13 protein-coding genes are annotated in these 14,509 nt (G+C 66.9%); 8 read left to right on the top strand and 5 right to left on the bottom strand.

The annotated features are described in order from the left end of the window. Positions 1–7: 7 nt before the first annotated feature. Positions 8–268, top strand: a complete 261-nt coding sequence (locus VET27_RS03575; RefSeq protein ID WP_526515206.1) for a hypothetical protein — start codon at positions 8–10, stop codon at positions 266–268. Positions 269–278: 10 nt separating this feature from the next. Here VET27_RS03575 and VET27_RS03580 read toward each other — a convergent pair whose 3' ends face one another. Then, positions 279–1,454 carry an acyl-CoA dehydrogenase family protein gene (locus VET27_RS03580; RefSeq protein ID WP_526515208.1) on the bottom strand — a complete coding sequence of 392 codons (1,176 nt, stop codon included), beginning with the start codon at positions 1,452–1,454 and terminating at the stop codon, positions 279–281. Positions 1,455–1,506: 52 nt separating this feature from the next. Between VET27_RS03580 and VET27_RS03585 the strand changes: the two genes are divergently transcribed. Continuing rightward, entirely contained in the window at positions 1,507–2,709 is a 1,203-nt protein-coding gene (locus VET27_RS03585) for an NAD(P)/FAD-dependent oxidoreductase (protein WP_526515210.1), read from the top strand. Next, positions 2,706–3,041, top strand: coding sequence for a cupin domain-containing protein (locus tag VET27_RS03590; RefSeq protein ID WP_526515212.1), 336 nt, complete (start codon positions 2,706–2,708; stop codon positions 3,039–3,041). The genes VET27_RS03585 and VET27_RS03590 overlap by 4 nt, the downstream gene beginning before the upstream one ends. Here the strand turns inward: VET27_RS03590 and VET27_RS03595 are convergent. Together VET27_RS03595 and VET27_RS03600 are read right to left on the bottom strand one after the other, a co-directional pair. Then, complete coding sequence (locus VET27_RS03595; protein WP_526515214.1) at positions 3,026–5,074, bottom strand: acetate--CoA ligase family protein; 2,049 nt, start codon at positions 5,072–5,074, stop codon at positions 3,026–3,028. The two genes, VET27_RS03590 and VET27_RS03595, sit on opposite strands and share 16 nt — an antisense overlap. Positions 5,075–5,083: 9 nt before the next feature. Continuing rightward, complete coding sequence (locus tag VET27_RS03600; RefSeq protein ID WP_526515216.1) at positions 5,084–6,727, bottom strand: phytoene desaturase family protein; 1,644 nt, start codon at positions 6,725–6,727, stop codon at positions 5,084–5,086. Positions 6,728–6,844: 117 nt separating this feature from the next. Between VET27_RS03600 and VET27_RS03605 the strand changes: the two genes are divergently transcribed. Beyond that, positions 6,845–7,540: a TetR/AcrR family transcriptional regulator gene (locus VET27_RS03605; protein WP_526515218.1), complete on the top strand. Its 696-nt coding sequence runs from the start codon at positions 6,845–6,847 to the stop codon at positions 7,538–7,540. On the opposite strand, the gene VET27_RS03610 is transcribed toward VET27_RS03605, so the two are convergent. Continuing rightward, on the bottom strand, positions 7,521–8,669 hold the full coding sequence (locus VET27_RS03610) for an ABC transporter ATP-binding protein (RefSeq protein ID WP_526515236.1): 1,149 nt from the start codon (positions 8,667–8,669) through the stop codon (positions 7,521–7,523). The two genes, VET27_RS03605 and VET27_RS03610, sit on opposite strands and share 20 nt — an antisense overlap. 22 nt (positions 8,670–8,691) lie before the next feature. Next, positions 8,692–10,068, bottom strand: a complete 1,377-nt coding sequence (locus VET27_RS03615; protein WP_526515220.1) for an aspartate aminotransferase family protein — start codon at positions 10,066–10,068, stop codon at positions 8,692–8,694. A 92-nt stretch (positions 10,069–10,160) separates the two neighbouring features. Between VET27_RS03615 and VET27_RS03620 the strand changes: the two genes are divergently transcribed. From VET27_RS03620 to VET27_RS03635, 4 genes are all read left to right on the top strand, one after another. Continuing rightward, positions 10,161–11,414: a polyamine ABC transporter substrate-binding protein gene (locus tag VET27_RS03620; protein ID WP_526515222.1), complete on the top strand. Its 1,254-nt coding sequence runs from the start codon at positions 10,161–10,163 to the stop codon at positions 11,412–11,414. Then, complete coding sequence (locus VET27_RS03625; RefSeq protein WP_526515224.1) at positions 11,372–12,325, top strand: ABC transporter permease; 954 nt, start codon at positions 11,372–11,374, stop codon at positions 12,323–12,325. Before VET27_RS03620 ends, VET27_RS03625 begins: the two co-directional genes overlap by 43 nt. Then, on the top strand, positions 12,322–13,257 hold the full coding sequence (locus VET27_RS03630) for an ABC transporter permease (protein WP_526515226.1): 936 nt from the start codon (positions 12,322–12,324) through the stop codon (positions 13,255–13,257). The genes VET27_RS03625 and VET27_RS03630 overlap by 4 nt, the downstream gene beginning before the upstream one ends. A 113-nt stretch (positions 13,258–13,370) precedes the next feature. Next, positions 13,371–14,509, top strand: a 1,139-nt coding sequence (locus VET27_RS03635) for an aromatic ring-hydroxylating oxygenase subunit alpha (RefSeq protein WP_526515228.1), incomplete at its 3' end; no start/stop codon positions are given.

Raw genomic sequence — 14,509 nt, forward strand, 5'->3', positions numbered from 1 at the left:
GTGTGCGATGAAGAAACTGGCAGCAGCACTGTTGACGACTACCGCGATGGCGGCGCTACCGTTCGCCGTTGCACCAACGGCTCAGGCCGACGTCTGCGCGGGCGCTGGTGGACGGCACGTAGCAGTAGGCGGTTGCACCAACATTGCCGGAGACGTGGCAACGGGCGTGGCCATCGCCTCGGCCGACACCCCATACGTCTACGGCGAGATCCCGTGTTACACGGTCGAAGGGGTGCCGTACTACACGCCGCCTGGCGACCCCTGCTGACGCGCCGCCGTCACGCCCCCTCCAACACCGCCGCCGGACCCCGGTTCATCAGCTGCCGGGCCACGATGATGCGCTGAATTTCGCTGGCGCCCTCCCAGATCCGCTCGACGCGCAGTTCGCGGTACATCCGTTCGGCGACGTTCTCCCGCATGTAGCCGCGGCCGCCGAAGATCTGCACGCTGCGATCGGCCACCCGGCCGGCCATCTCCGAGCAGTACAACTTCGCCATCGACGCCTGCGCGTGCAGCGTCTTGCGGTCGGCGCCACCGTCGATCGAGCGCGCCACCTCGTACAGCATGGTGCGCGCCGCGAAGAGTTCCGTGGCGCTGTCGGCGAGCATGCCCGCCACCAGTTGGTGCTCCCCCAGCGGTTTGCCATCGACGACGCGCTCCTTCGCGAACGCGGTCACCTCGTCGAGCAGCCGCTGGGCCGCGCCGACGCATCTGGCCGCGACCATAAGTCGCTCGAACCGGAACCAGTCCTGCGTGAAGGTCATCCCCACGCCCTCGGCGCCGACGAGGTTCGCCACCGGCACCCGCACGCCGTCGAACGCGACGATCGGATGCTCGTCGGCGATGTGATGTGAATAGTGCGGCGTGCGAACCACTTCCACGCCTGGCCACGGCAGATCCACGACGAGCAGTACGTGTTCACCCTCGAATTCCCCCCCGACCAGAACTGCCTGCACGAAGCAGTAGTCCGCCAGGTTGTACGACGTGACGTGCCACTTGACCCCGTCGATGACGTACTCGTCGCCCTCGCGGCGGGCGGTGGCCTGCAGTGCGGAGACGTCCGAGCCGGCGAACTCCTCGGTGATCGCGTACGCCTCGTGCTTCTCGCCGCGCACGGCGGGCAACAGCCACCGTTCCCGCTGGTAGTCGGTCGCCACGTCGACCCACCACTGTGGCGGGGTGGCCATCACCCACGCGAGCCCGTTGGTCGCCCGGCCGCACTGTTCCTGCACCAGCACCTGCTGCAGGGCGGTGCATCCTGGCCCACCCACCGACGTCGGCATGTTGGTGCCGTACAACCCCAATTCAATTGCCCTGGCGTGATGTTCGGCGGTCACCTCCTTGGGCAGCATCCCGCCCGCGAGCTCGGCTTCGACCTCCAACGGAATCAGCGAATCGACGAATGTACGCGCCGTGTCCTGGATACGCCGATCCGCTTCCGTCAACCCGTACATCCGCGCTCCTTGCTCTTGACTGAGCGTTCAGTCTATGTCAGCGTTTGGTGCTATGACTAGTTCCGGCAGCGCCGACGTGGTGGTGGTCGGCGGTGGGACGGTCGGCGCATGGACCGCCGTCCTGCTCGCCGAATCCGGCGTCGAGCACGTCGTCCTGCTCGAAGCCGCCACGCTCGGTGATGGCGCCAGCAGCCGCGCGGCGGGCATGGTCCGTGCGCAGGGCGGCACCGAGCCGGCGATCAAGCTCGGTCTTCGAGCCCAGGAGTTCTACGACGCCAGCGGTGATCGCTTTCCGCTGGATTGCGGATTCGTCGCGCAGGGTTACCTCATGCCCTCCTTCACGGAAGCCGAAGTGCAACAGGCGCATGACCGCATCGCGCTACAAAAGAGCCTCGGCCTCACCGTCGAATGGCTCAGCAGCGACGACCTCGACGCACGACATACGGGCCTGGCGCCCGGCGTGACGATGGGCGCGTCGTACGCCCCCGGCGACGGCTACATCGACGCGCCACGCAACGTGCTGGCCTACACCGCCGCGTTGGTCGCCCACGGTGTCGACGTCCGAGAGCACTGCGCCTTCACCGGGCTGCGCACCAGGGTCGGTCGGGTGGTAGGCGTCGATACGGCGGACGGACCCATCGACACCAAACGGGTCGTCCTTACCGGCGGACCGAAACTCGCCGCGGTGGGTACCACGGCGGGCGGCCGCATCCACGCCGGCGGAGCCCGCCACCAGGTCGTCGTCACCGCTGCACCATCCGACGTCGACGTCAACGAACTCCCGATGGTATTCGACGTAACCTCCGGAATCTATTGGAGGCCAGGCGAAGCCGGCGGTGTGCTGTGGGGCATGAGCAACCCCGACGAACCGCCCGGGGTGGCCGTCGACTTCGACACCCTCTATTACCGCAAGGCACGGATGAGGATGGAACACCTCTTCCCGTCGGTCAAGGGCCTGGGCCTTCGGCGGTCGTGGGCGGCGACCATCGACTACACGCCCGACCACCTCCCGATCCTCGGCCCGCTGCTCACCGACGACGGTCCGGTCGACGGCACCGTCGTCGCCAGCGCGGCCGGGCACGGCATGATGTGGGGCCCCGCGGTCTCGCAGGTGGCGGCCGACCTGACGACGACGGGCCGCTGTGACTGGCTCGACCTGACCGACCTCGGACTCGACCGCTTCGATGCCAATGGCAGCAGTCGCGTTGCACCCGAACCGATTTCACTACCATTCCCCGAAAGGGCCTCCCAGTGATCACCAGCATGCTACCCAACGCCACCGACGCCGAGCTCGAGGACTGGGGCCCGCTCGAGGAGGCCACCGGCGCACCGATGGCCACCCACGGCCTCGAGGTATGGGTGGACGGCGATTCATCGGCGGGCATCTGGCAGTGCGCGCCCGGTCCGTCCCGGTGGACGCTGGAGACCAACGAGGTCATCTACCTGGTCGCAGGCCGGATGACGGTCACGCCAGACGGGGGCGAGGCCTCCGAGATCGGCGTCGGCGACGTCGCGGTGTTCCCCAAGGGCTGGACGGGCACGTGGGACATCCACGAGACGGTCCGGAAGGTCTATTCGATCTTCTGATCGCGTGCGATCACCAGGGCGTCGACGGCGATCACTCCGGACGCCGACACGATCACGGGGTTGGCTTCAACCGCCTCGACCGTATCACCGAGTTCCGTTGCCAGTCCAGAGAATCCGATGATTACGTCGGCCACGGCCGTGACGTCCACCGCGGCGGAACCCCGCCAGCCGTCGAGCAGCGGCCTGATGCGCAGCGCGTCGAGCATGCGCAACGCTCCCGCGTACGACACCGGCGGACAGGCGAGCGCACGATCGGCCAACAGCTCCACCAGGGTGCCCCCCGCGGCGACCACGACCAGCGGGCCGAACGTGGCATCCCGCACCACCCCCACCGACACCTCGATGCCGTCGGGCACCATCGTTTGCACCGTCACCGACGGACCCAAGCGGCCCGCGATGTCGGCGTAGGCGACACGTACCGCACCGTCATCGGTCAGATCGAGCGCGACGCCGTCGACATCGCTCTTGTGCTCAGCGGCTTGGGTTTTGAGCACCACCGGATATCCGATGGAGTTGGCGGCCGCCAGTGCGCCATCCAGGTCGTGCGCCGTGATGGAGCCGGCCACCGGCACGCCGAAGTCGGCGAGCAGCTCGAACGCCAACCCGGGGTTCCAGTCGTCGAGGCGCGCCAACCATCGACGTTGCCGGTCGGGGTCGACGGGAGGCTCGGCGCGCGCGATCTCCAGCGGCCACCGCGCCAGGTGGCCCAACGCCACCAGCCCGCTGCGAAACCCCTCGAGCACGGGAATCCCATTGGTGCGCAGCAGGTGCGCGGTCCCGTCGTCGATCGCAGCAGGCACCGAGCTGAGGACCGCCAGTGCGGCGCCGGTCTCCGCGGCGACATCGAGCACCGCATCCGGGTATGCCGTGTCACCGTCGAACTCCGTGACCAGGTCGACGGCCAAGGCGGTGACGGCCACCGCAGGATCCTTGGTAATGACCCGAAGGCACGCGCGGAACAGCGATCGAGTGTCCGCCCCGGTGCCCCAGACGTCGAGCGGGTTGGTGGCGACGAGCCCGTCGTCGAGCAGCTCCTCGATGGCCGCCAGGGACCGCGGGGACAGCGAGGCGAACTCGACGCCGACGTCATGCGCCAGGTCGGCGACCATCGCACGCTCGGCACCGGAGTCGTGCACGGTCGCAACGCCTCCCGAACGCGGTGGTCGGCCAGCGCTGAACAGTTCGACGGTGTCGGTGAACTCGGCCATGTCTCGCACCCGCAGCGCCCCGACGGATTCGCAGAACGCCTGCCAGGCCCCATCGCCGCCGGCCAAGGCGCCCGAGTGGGCCGCAACCATCGCCTGGCCCGTCGGGGAACCGCCGACGGGAAGCACCACCGCCGGGATGCCCTGTTCGTACGCGCGACGCAACGCACGCCGCAGCCGAGGTACCGCGCGGGGCGTCTCGAGCAGCAGCGCGAGAACCTCGGTGCCAGGATCGTCGAGGGCGTAGTCGACGTAATCTGCCACGTCGGTGACGAGTTCCTGTCCGGACGAGACCGCGAGTCGGAATCCGAACCCGCGACGGGACCGGAGCAGCGTGGAGAAGGCGGACCCGGAGTGGGTGACCAGGCTGACACCGCCCGCGGGCAACATCTTCGGTTCCAGGTACCCGAGCGCGCGCAGACCGATCGCGTTGTTGACGAAGCCCATGCACCCAGCGCCGCACAGCGCCATGCCCGCCTCCGACGCGACGGCGGCCACCTTGTCACGCACCCCGTTCGCGGCTCCGAAGACGACCGCCGAGCGGGCGCCCGCGTCTGCAGCAGCGGCCAGTTGGTCGACCAGCGCGGTGTCCGGCACGCCGAGTAACACCAGGTCGACCGGCTCGTCGAGGTCGGCGAGCGACGAGGCGCACGGCAGTTCACCGATCCGGTCGTACCGCGGATTGACCAGGTGCATTCGGGCCGAACTGCGTTGTGCCTCAGTGATCATGCGAGCGCCGAAGCTGTCGGGGCGTGCGCTGGCGCCGACGATCGCCACCGACCGGGCACCGAGCATGGCGGCCACTGCCGCCCGGCGTGCATCGCCCATGGAGCTGACCTAGGACCGACGGTTCAGCGCTGCGCGTACCCGCCCGCTGGCGCGCTTCTTGTCGGCCAGCGCGGCCTTCGCGGCCTGCCAGCCGGGGATTCCGCACACACCGCCACCGGCGTGCGTGGCCGAGCTGCCGTTGTACAACCCGGCGATCGGGGTGCGGTAGTCGGCGAAGCCGGGGGCGGGACGCATGTGGAACAGCTGCTCGAGCGACAGCTCGCCGTGGAAGATGTTGCCGCCGATCAGGCCGTACTCCTGCTCCATCTCGTGCGGCCCGACGATGTCGCGGTGCAGGATCGAGGACTTGAAGCCCGGGGCCACCTGGTCGTAGAGATCGATGAGCCGGTCGGCGTAGGCATCGAGCTCCCCGGTGTGTGGAGCCTCGCTCCATTCCGCGGGCACCCACTGGGTGAAGAGCGACATGATATGCGTGCCATCGGGATTGAGGGTCTTGTCGAGCGTGGTGGGGATGACGCCGTCGCTGAAGGGCATCAGAGCCGGCTTGCCGACGCGGGCGTCCTGGAACGCCGCCTCGATGTACTCCATCGTGGGCGCCATCTCGACCGAGCCGGTGTGATGCTCGGCGATCCCGGAACTCGGGTCCGCGGTGAAGTTGGGTAGTTCTCCCAGTGCCAGATTGATCTTCACGACGCCGCTGCGGGTCTTCCAGTGCTCGATGTCGTTGACGAAGTCGTCGGGCAACTCGTGGCGTGGGATCTGGTCGAGGAAGGCCGTGCGGGGGTGCAACGTGGTGACCACCAGCGGGGCGGTGATCTCCTCACCGTTCTCGAGCACCACGCCCCGAACCTGGCCGCCACGCACCGTGAGACTCGAAACCCTGGCCTTGGTGCGGATCTCGGCGCCGAAACTGCGGGCGGAGCGGGCGATCGCCTCCGATACCCCGCCCATGCCGCCCTCCGGGTAGCCCCAGCTGCCGAGTTGGCCGTCGCCGACGTCACCGATCGAGTGGTGCGCCATCACGTACGCGGTACCGGGCTCGTACGGCCCGGCCCAGGTTCCGATCACGCCGTTGACGGCGAGCGCGCCTTTGACTTGCGGTGATTCGAACCAGTCGTCGAGCAGGTCGGCGATGCTCATCGTCAGTAGCCGGGTGACGTCGGCGGTCATCCGGGTGGTGATGCCCTTCTGGCTCCACGCCAGCTTCGCCAGATCGAGGAGATCCGACGGCTTGTGCGATCCGATGTTGGGCGGCACCTGGGTCAGCAGCGGACCCATCACCTCGGCGATGCCCTCGAGCCACTCGTTCCACTTGGGCCAGGCGTCGGCATCCTTCTTCGAGAACTTGGCGAGCTGCTCGTGCGTGCGCGCCGGGTCGTCCTCGTATATCGTCAGCGAGCCACCCTCGGGAAACGCCTGATAGTAGGGCCCCATCGGGTGCACCTTGTAGCCGTGGCGTTCCAGACCGAGGTCACGGACGATCGTCGGCGGCATCAGGCTCACCACGTAGGAGAGGCGAGTGACCCGCAGGTGCGGCGCGTCCTCCCACGGCGACTCGGTGGTCGCCGCACCGCCGAGGCTGCCGCGCGATTCCAGCACCAGCGTCCTAGCACCGGAGCGGGCCAGATAGGCGGCCGAGACCAGACCGTTGTGACCACCACCGACCACGATGGCGTCGTAATCGTTAGCCATGGGGGACCTTCTTCCGTGTCGCGGGGGAGCGCTTCCTGACTGACTGTTCAATCTAATCGAGTGTTAGGCTTGCAGACAAGTAGCAGTGCCGCCATTTGAGGGGAGGACGGGAGCGACATGGCCGAACCCGCGCCCGCGACGGAGCACAACGAGGCCCGTCGAACCGAAATGCTCGACGCCGCAGCGAGCCTGATCTGCGAACGCGGATTCGGTGACACGCGCATCGCCGATGTGGCCAAGCGGGCAGGTGTCAGCTCCGCGCTCGTCATCTACTACTTCGGCACCCGAGACAGGTTGCTCGTTGACGCGCTCCGACACTCCGAGGAGTCGTTCTACGAAGCGGCCGAGAAGATGCTGGCCGAGGTCACCTCGTTGCGGGAGCGCCTGTCGCTGCTGATCAAGTGGACGGTGATTCCTCAGGCAGACAACGAGATTCCCGGAGCATGGGGGCTCTGGCTCGATCTTTGGGCACAAGCGTTTCGCCACGACGAAGTGAAGGCGGGCCGAGTCGAACTCGACGCCCGCTGGCGCCGGATGATCGTCGACGCCATCAAGTCGGGGGAGGCTACCGACGAGCTCAGGGGCAACGTCGACGCCAGGATGTTCGCAATCGAGTTCGGCGCGCTACTCGACGGCCTGTCGATCCAGGTGGCACTCGAGGATCCTGAGGTCGACTCCGAGGTGGCCTACGACATCGCCATGCGCTTCTGCGAACGCGAGCTCGACCTGCCCTCCGAAACAGGCATCGCGAAGATCTCCGAGAAGAAGTCCGCCCGCAAGACGCCGACCAAGCTCAAGCCGAAGAAGGGCTGAGCGCCTCCTCCGCGATCGGGTCCTGGACGGCGGATGCCTTGCTGCGGTGCAGCACCCGGACCGCGTCGTGCGCGCAGACGCACGTGACGGCTGCACCGGGAGCGTGCGCGACCGAGCCGGGACCGGACGCATTCGGGACCTCGACGACCAATGCCGTAGCGGCGCCGACGTCGACGTGTACCTGGGTGCAGGCACCGAGGTAAACGACCTGTGCGATGGTGCCACCGATGGTGTTGTTGCCCTGCCGTACGGGCTCATCGGGCCCCTGCAGGGCGATGCGCTCCGGACGAATCACGATCGCCGCGGGACCCCTTGGCACGGAGTGGTCGACGACGGCGCCAAGCTGGGTGCCGATCGCCGAGCAGACCGCCGACATGTCGGAGGCCTCGACCACTTCGGCGTCGAAGATGTTGGCGGCGCCGAGAAATCCCGCGACGAACGTCGTTGCGGGCGACGAGTAGATCTCCTGCGGCGGACCGACCTGCTCCACCCTGCCGTCCGCGAGCACCGCGATCTGGTCGCTCATCGTGAGCGCTTCCTCCTGATCATGGGTGACGTAGACGAACGTGATGCCGACCTCGCGTTGCACGGCCCGCAACTCGAGCTGTAACTGCCTGCGCAACTTGGCATCCAGCGCTCCGAGCGGCTCGTCGAGGAGTAGCACTCGTGGCCGCAGCACCAGCGCCCGCGCAAGAGCCACCCGCTGCTGCTGACCGCCGGACAATTGGGCCGGGCGGCGCTTGTCGAGCTTGCCCATCTGGACGAGGTCGAGTGCCTCGTCGACGCGCCGCTTCGCCTCGTCCCGGGACGTCTTCTGATACTTCAGCCCGAAGGCCACGTTCTCCCACACCGTCATGAACGGGAACAGGGCGTAGGTCTGGAAGACGGTGTTGACCGGGCGGCGGTGCGGCGGATCGCCGACCATGTCGCGGCCGTCGAGTTCGATGCGCCCGGAATCGGGTTTCTCGAAGCCGGCGATCATCCGCAGCGTCGTCGTCTTCCCACAACCGGACGCCCCCAGCAGCGAGTAGAACTGCCCCGCTGGGATGTCGAGGTCGATCCCGGTGACCGCGGGCACGCCGTCGAAGGCCTTGGCCAGCTGATGCAGCCCGATGTGCCCGCCCGTCATGGCGGTCATCGCCGACCGCCGGTCAGGGCGCCACCGCCGCCGCCAACCGAGCGAAGTTGGCCGTGAACCGGTCGACATCGGCCTCGTCGTGCTGAACGGATAGCAGCCATTGCTCCACTTTCCCCCATGGCGGCAGGAAGACGCCGCCGTTGTGCTGAATGAGCCAGTGCAGATGTCCGAGTCGCGCGTCCACCCGAAGGAAGTCGCGGAACTCCCGCACGGGATCGCGACGGAACGTGACGCAACCCTTGGCGCCGACCGAAACCACGTGCCAGTCGAAGCCGTGTGTCGCAATGACGCCTTCCAGCGCCCCGCGCATCCGCGCCCCCAGCGCGTCGAGGTGGCGGTAGTTGTCGTCGGTCAGCACCTCCGACAGCGTGGCGCGGGTGGCGGCCATCGCCAGCGGGTTCCCGTTGAAGGTGCCGACCTGCTCGTAGCGACCATCGGCGATCGCCGACATCACCTCGACAGTGCCGCCGATCGCAGCGACCGAGATGCCGCCGCCCAATGCCTTTGCCAGACAGACCATGTCGGGCACCACACCCGAGATGGCCGTGACGCCGCCCGGTCCGGTGGTGAAGCCGGTCTTGACCTCGTCGAAGATCAGCAGGGCGCCGGCCTGATGGACGAGGCCGCGGATCGCGGCCAGATACCCGTCGTCGGGGGCGATGATGCCCGCGTTCATCATGATGGGCTCGAGAATCATCGCCGCCACCTGACCGCGGTGCTCGGAGAGTGCGCGGGCCACCGCGTCGGCGTCGTTGAACGGAACGACGATCACCAGATCGCGGATGGCTGCCGGGATTCCCGAATTGCCAGGAACGCCGTTGGGATGATCGCGCGGGCCGATCTCATCGGCTTCCGGCAGCACCGAGACCTGGACCGAGTCGTGGTGGCCGTGGTAGCAACCCTCCACCTTGATGATGAGGTCGCGCCCGGTCAGCGCGCGGGCCAGATGCACCGCATCCATGGTGGCCTCGGTGCCCGAGTTGGCGAACCGCCACAGCGGCAGGTCGAACCGGCGGGCCAGTTCCCCGGCGATCCAGATCGCGTCCTCGGTGGGCTGGGCGAAGTGCGTGCCGCGCCGGACCCGATCACTCACCGCGGCGACGATCGCCGGATGTGCATGTCCCGCAATGGAAGCACCGTAGCCACCGTGCATGTCGACGTACTGATTACCGTCGACGTCGTACACCTTCGAGCCCTCACCGTGGCTCATCCAGACAGCCTGCGGTTCGGCGATCTGCCAGTTGGACGTCGCACCGCCGGCAAGGTGTTCACGCGCCCGACCGATCAGTTCGGTACTGCGCGGCTGGCGCCGAAGGAACGTCCGCTCCTCATCTGCGATGAGGTCGTCGACCGCATCCGATACCGGGCTCTGCATCACCGTCGAGGACACGGTCGAACCTCCACTCTCCAGCGGTTGACTGAGCATTCAGTCTATGCGAGAGTCCTATCACCGACAAGACGCGAACCTGCGGGGAGGCCCAGATGCCAGCCCAGTTTTCGATGCCCGACAGACCCGGACAAAGCCGTCGCCAATTCCTGCAGCGCGCCGCGATTCTCGCCGCCACGGCACCCACTCTCGGGGCCTTCCTCGCGGCCTGTGCCAAATCCGGACCGGCGTCATCGGGACCGACCCTGACGATCGCCAAACCGGACAGCCCGGTCAAGTGGGACATCCCTGCCGACAACCAGCCGATCGCGGACGGGATGACGCCCGAGAAGGGCGCGACTCTAAAGATCTACAACTACGCCGACTACCTCAGCCCGCAGGCCATCAAGGCATTCGAGGACCAGTACGGGTGCAAGATCGAGGTCTCGACCTTCAACGACGGCGACGAGGCGATCACCAAGCTGCGCAGCGGGGTCGACTTCGACATCTACAACGCCAACTACACGGAGATGAGCAGACTGGTGACGGGCGGACTGCTCCGCCCGCTGAACCACAGCTACCTCCCGAACATCTCCAACGTGTGGCCGAGCTTCACCAACCCGTGGTACGACCAGGGCTGGCAGTACACCGTGCCGTACACCATCTACACCACCGGAATGGGTTGGCGCAGCGACCAAGTGCCTGCCGACATCGGCGCACTGACGAACCCCTACGAGTCGCTGTGGGACCCCACCTATAGGGACAAGACGGCGATCATCGACGACTGGCACACCGCCATGGCGATGGTACTGCTGAAGCAGGGCATCACCGACGTCAACACCTCCTCGGCCGACGACCTCAAGATGGTGGGCGAGCAACTCAGTGCGCTGGTGAAGGCGACGTCGCCAAAGGTCACCATCACCATGTACAGCGACATGCCGTCCGGGCAGATCGGGCTGTGCCAGATGTGGTCCGGTGACATCATCAACGCGCAGTCCTACCTTCCCGAGGGCGTCGGGACCGAGATCCTTCGGTACTGGTTCCCACAGGACGGCAAGGGCCTGGTGGACAACGACATGCTGGTCACCCTGAAGGGAGGGAAGAACCCGGTGTTGGCGCACCTCTTCCTGAATCACATGCTCGATCCGGCGGTCGCCAAGGAGAACTTCTCCGCGATCGGCTACCAACCCCCGCAGAACACCCTCACGGCCGATTCGCTGATCGCCGAGGAGTTCATCCCCGAGAACCTGCGGTCCGCGATCGTCAAGCCGGAGTACTTCGACACCGGGTATCGCCTGCTCGAACTCGACGCGGACAACGATGCGGCGTGGCACAACGTCTGGAACGCGTTCAACGCGGGCGGATCCTGACGCCGGTGTTGATGCGGGGGCGCGAACCCAACGCCCGACTGTGGGCCGCCCTGGCCGCGCCGGGCATCGCGTGGCTGCTGTTGTTCTTCCTCGCACCGCTCTACGTGGTGCTGGCGATCGTGTTCGGTCGCGTCGATCCGCTGTTCCGCACCGCCGTTCCGGTGTGGAACCCGTTGGAGTGGAACCCTTCCCAGTTCACCTATGTGCTGTCGCGGATCGGCCCCGACGGCGTCTACTTTCCCGCCCTGCTGCGCACCGTGCTCTATGTCGGGGCGGCGAGCATCCTGTGCCTGGCGATCGCGTTCCCAGTCGCCTACTACGTGTCCCGACTGGCCGGTAAGCGAAAGGGCCTGCTGATCGCCCTGCTGATCGCCCCGTTCTGGATCAGCTACATGATGCGAATGTTGGCCTGGGTCAACCTTCTACAGAACGATGGGCTGGTCAATGGACTGCTGAACTTCGGCGGCCTGTTCGACGTTCAGGTCGACTGGCTCACCGGCCAACCGGTCGTGGTGATCCTCGGCCTGGCCTACGGCTACGTCCCCTACATGATCCTGCCGCTGTACGCGGGTCTCGACAGGCTGTCCCAGCCGATGCTGGAGGCCTCGCGGGATCTCGGCGCCAACCGGGTCTCGTCCTTCCTGCGGGTGACACTGCCGCTATGCCGGCCGACGATCCTGGCGGCGGTCCTGCTGACCTGCCTGCCGATGCTCGGCGACTACTTCACCAACGACCTGCTGTCCGCCTCGCCGAAGACCGCGATGGTCGGCAACCTGATCAACGACAGCGTGCAGGCGCCGGGCCAGACCGGTCAGGCGGGCGCCTTCGTCATGCTGGTCCTGCTGGCCACGGTGCTACCGATGTTCTACTACGTCCGGGTCACGTTGCGCGGGGACGAGGTTCGGACATGACCACCAGGACCCCAACCACTTCCCGGGTCGCTTCGCTCCTGCCCTCCGGAATCCGCGGGCCCGTCGGGTGGTTCCGCGATCCGTGGCGGCGCCCTCGCGTGCTTGCCGGGATCACCATCTTCTACCTGGTGTGGTCGCTGCTGCCGGTCCTCATCGCCGTGCTGTTCTCCTTCAACGACGGCCGGTCGCGAACCAATTGGCAGGGCTTCTCCCTTCGCTGGTACTGGGGCGATCCGACCCGGTCGGTGTGGCACGATGCCAGCCTGCACACCGCGCTGCTGCAGACCCTCAAACTCGGATTGATCGCCACCCTCATCACCGTCCCACTCGGCGTGCTGTTCGCGATCGGCGTCGACAGGTGGCGAGGGAGGCTGCCGTCCGGTGCGAACGTGCTGATGCTCATCTCGTTCGTCATCCCCGAGGTACTGCTCGCCGTCGCACTGCTATTCGTCATGACGAACCTTGCACTGCCGATCGGTCTGGGCACGTCCGCGCAGGTGGTCGGACTAGTGACCTACCAGGTGGCCTACCCCGCGGTTCTGGTGCGCGCCCGACTGGCCACGATCGGCAAGCAATACGAAGAAGCCGCAACGGATCTCGGCGCATCTCCGATCGGAGCGCTGTGGCGGGTGACGATGCCGATGCTGATGCCGGCCATCTTCGCGAGCACCGTGCTGGTCTTCGCCGACATCATCGACGACTTCGTACTGGTGCGCTACTTGTCGGCCGGGTCGTCGACCGAGCCGGTATCGGTGAAGATCTACAACACCGCGCGGGCCGCCCCGACGCCCGCCCTCAACGCGCTGGCCACCCTGCTGCTGCTTGCGGCACTCGCCTCCGTCGTCATCGGCTACCTGGTGTATCGCCGGATGACCCGCGGTGACGCCACGGCGGCCGATCGTGGGCTCGCCGCCTTCGCCGGTGAGGCCTAGTCTCGCGCGAACAGACGCAAAAGTCCGCCAAGTTCGGCGTTTCGAGGCACTTTCGCGTCTGCTCGCGGCCGAGAAGTGTGGACCACCCGCTTCCCAGCGACTATCCTGACTGTATGTTCAAACAGCATGATCCGGCTCCCGTTCCAGCCGGCGATCTCGCCGCGAGCCTGGCACCGTTCGGCTCCTCACGCATGCTGCCGCGCGAGGCCTACGTCGAGCCCGCCGTGTTCGAGTGGGAACAGCGCAAGATCTTCTCGGGCTGGACGTGCGTCGGTCACGCGAGCGACATGGCGGGAGTGGGTACGCAGCGCGCAATCGGCTCCGGCGCCAACGGAATGCTGTTGGTCAACGGTGACGATGGCGTGATCCGCGCGTTCGCCAACACGTGCCGACACCGCGGACACGAGCTCCTCGAGTGCGGCACGTCCGTTAAGCGGCGCGGGATCGTGTGCCCGTATCACTCGTGGTCCTACCGACTGGACGGTGGTCTGCGCCACGCCCCGGGTTTCGGCGACGACGACGGGTTCGAGCCCGCCGAGTTCGGCCTGACCGAGCTTCGGCTGGTCAACTGGCACGGCTGGTTGTTCGCCGACGCCAGCGGCGAGGACGTCGAATTCGCCGACCACGTAGCGGGTCTCGAAGACGTGGTCGGAGCGTATCGGCCCGAGGATCTGGTGATCGTCGACCGGCACTCCTACGAGCTGGTCACCAACTGGAAGGTGATCGCCGAGAACTACCAGGAGTGCTACCACTGTTCGACCATCCACCCCGAGCTGTCCAAGATCAGCCCACCAGACACCGGCGAGAACCTCGAGTTCGAGGGATCGTGGATGGGCGGCTGGATGTCGATGATCGAGGGCGCCGAGACCATGTCGTTCACGGGCAAGAGCGGTGGCGTGGCCATCCGAGGGCTCTCCGATAAGGAACTTCGCACCGTGATGTATCTGGTCGGGTTCCCCAATCTGCTCGTCAGCCTGCATCCCGACTACGTCATGACCCACGTGATGACACCGCTGGCTGCCGACCGCACTCACGTCGAGTGCGCGTGGGCCTTCCCGAAGGACGTTGCCGCGCAGGAGGATTTCGACCCCTCCTACGCCGTCGACTTCTGGGATCTGACCAACCGGCAGGACTGGGCGGCATGCGAGTCAGTCCAACGCGGCCTGACCTCACCCCACGCGCGGCCCGGCCCACTGGCTCCCGACGAGGACGGCGTCTACCAGTTCGTCACTCGTGTTGCCCGTTCATACCA

Source organism: Mycobacterium sp., from assembly GCF_035633495.1.
GTDB lineage: Bacteria > Actinomycetota > Actinomycetes > Mycobacteriales > Mycobacteriaceae > Mycobacterium.

Bases quoted from the DNA above. Each gene is read 5' to 3' on its own strand.
- VET27_RS03575 (WP_526515206.1), top strand. From the start codon at position 8: ATGAAGAAACTGGCAGCAGCACTGTTGACGACTACCGCGATGGCGGCG.
- VET27_RS03580 (WP_526515208.1), bottom strand. From the start codon at position 1,454: ATGTACGGGTTGACGGAAGCGGATCGGCGTATCCAGGACACGGCGCGT.
- VET27_RS03585 (WP_526515210.1), top strand. From the start codon at position 1,507: ATGACTAGTTCCGGCAGCGCCGACGTGGTGGTGGTCGGCGGTGGGACG.
- VET27_RS03595 (WP_526515214.1), bottom strand. From the start codon at position 5,074: ATGGGCGATGCACGCCGGGCGGCAGTGGCCGCCATGCTCGGTGCCCGG.
- VET27_RS03600 (WP_526515216.1), bottom strand. From the start codon at position 6,727: ATGGCTAACGATTACGACGCCATCGTGGTCGGTGGTGGTCACAACGGT.
- VET27_RS03605 (WP_526515218.1), top strand. From the start codon at position 6,845: ATGGCCGAACCCGCGCCCGCGACGGAGCACAACGAGGCCCGTCGAACC.
- VET27_RS03610 (WP_526515236.1), bottom strand. From the start codon at position 8,669: ATGACGGGCGGGCACATCGGGCTGCATCAGCTGGCCAAGGCCTTCGAC.
- VET27_RS03620 (WP_526515222.1), top strand. From the start codon at position 10,161: ATGCCAGCCCAGTTTTCGATGCCCGACAGACCCGGACAAAGCCGTCGC.
- VET27_RS03630 (WP_526515226.1), top strand. From the start codon at position 12,322: ATGACCACCAGGACCCCAACCACTTCCCGGGTCGCTTCGCTCCTGCCC.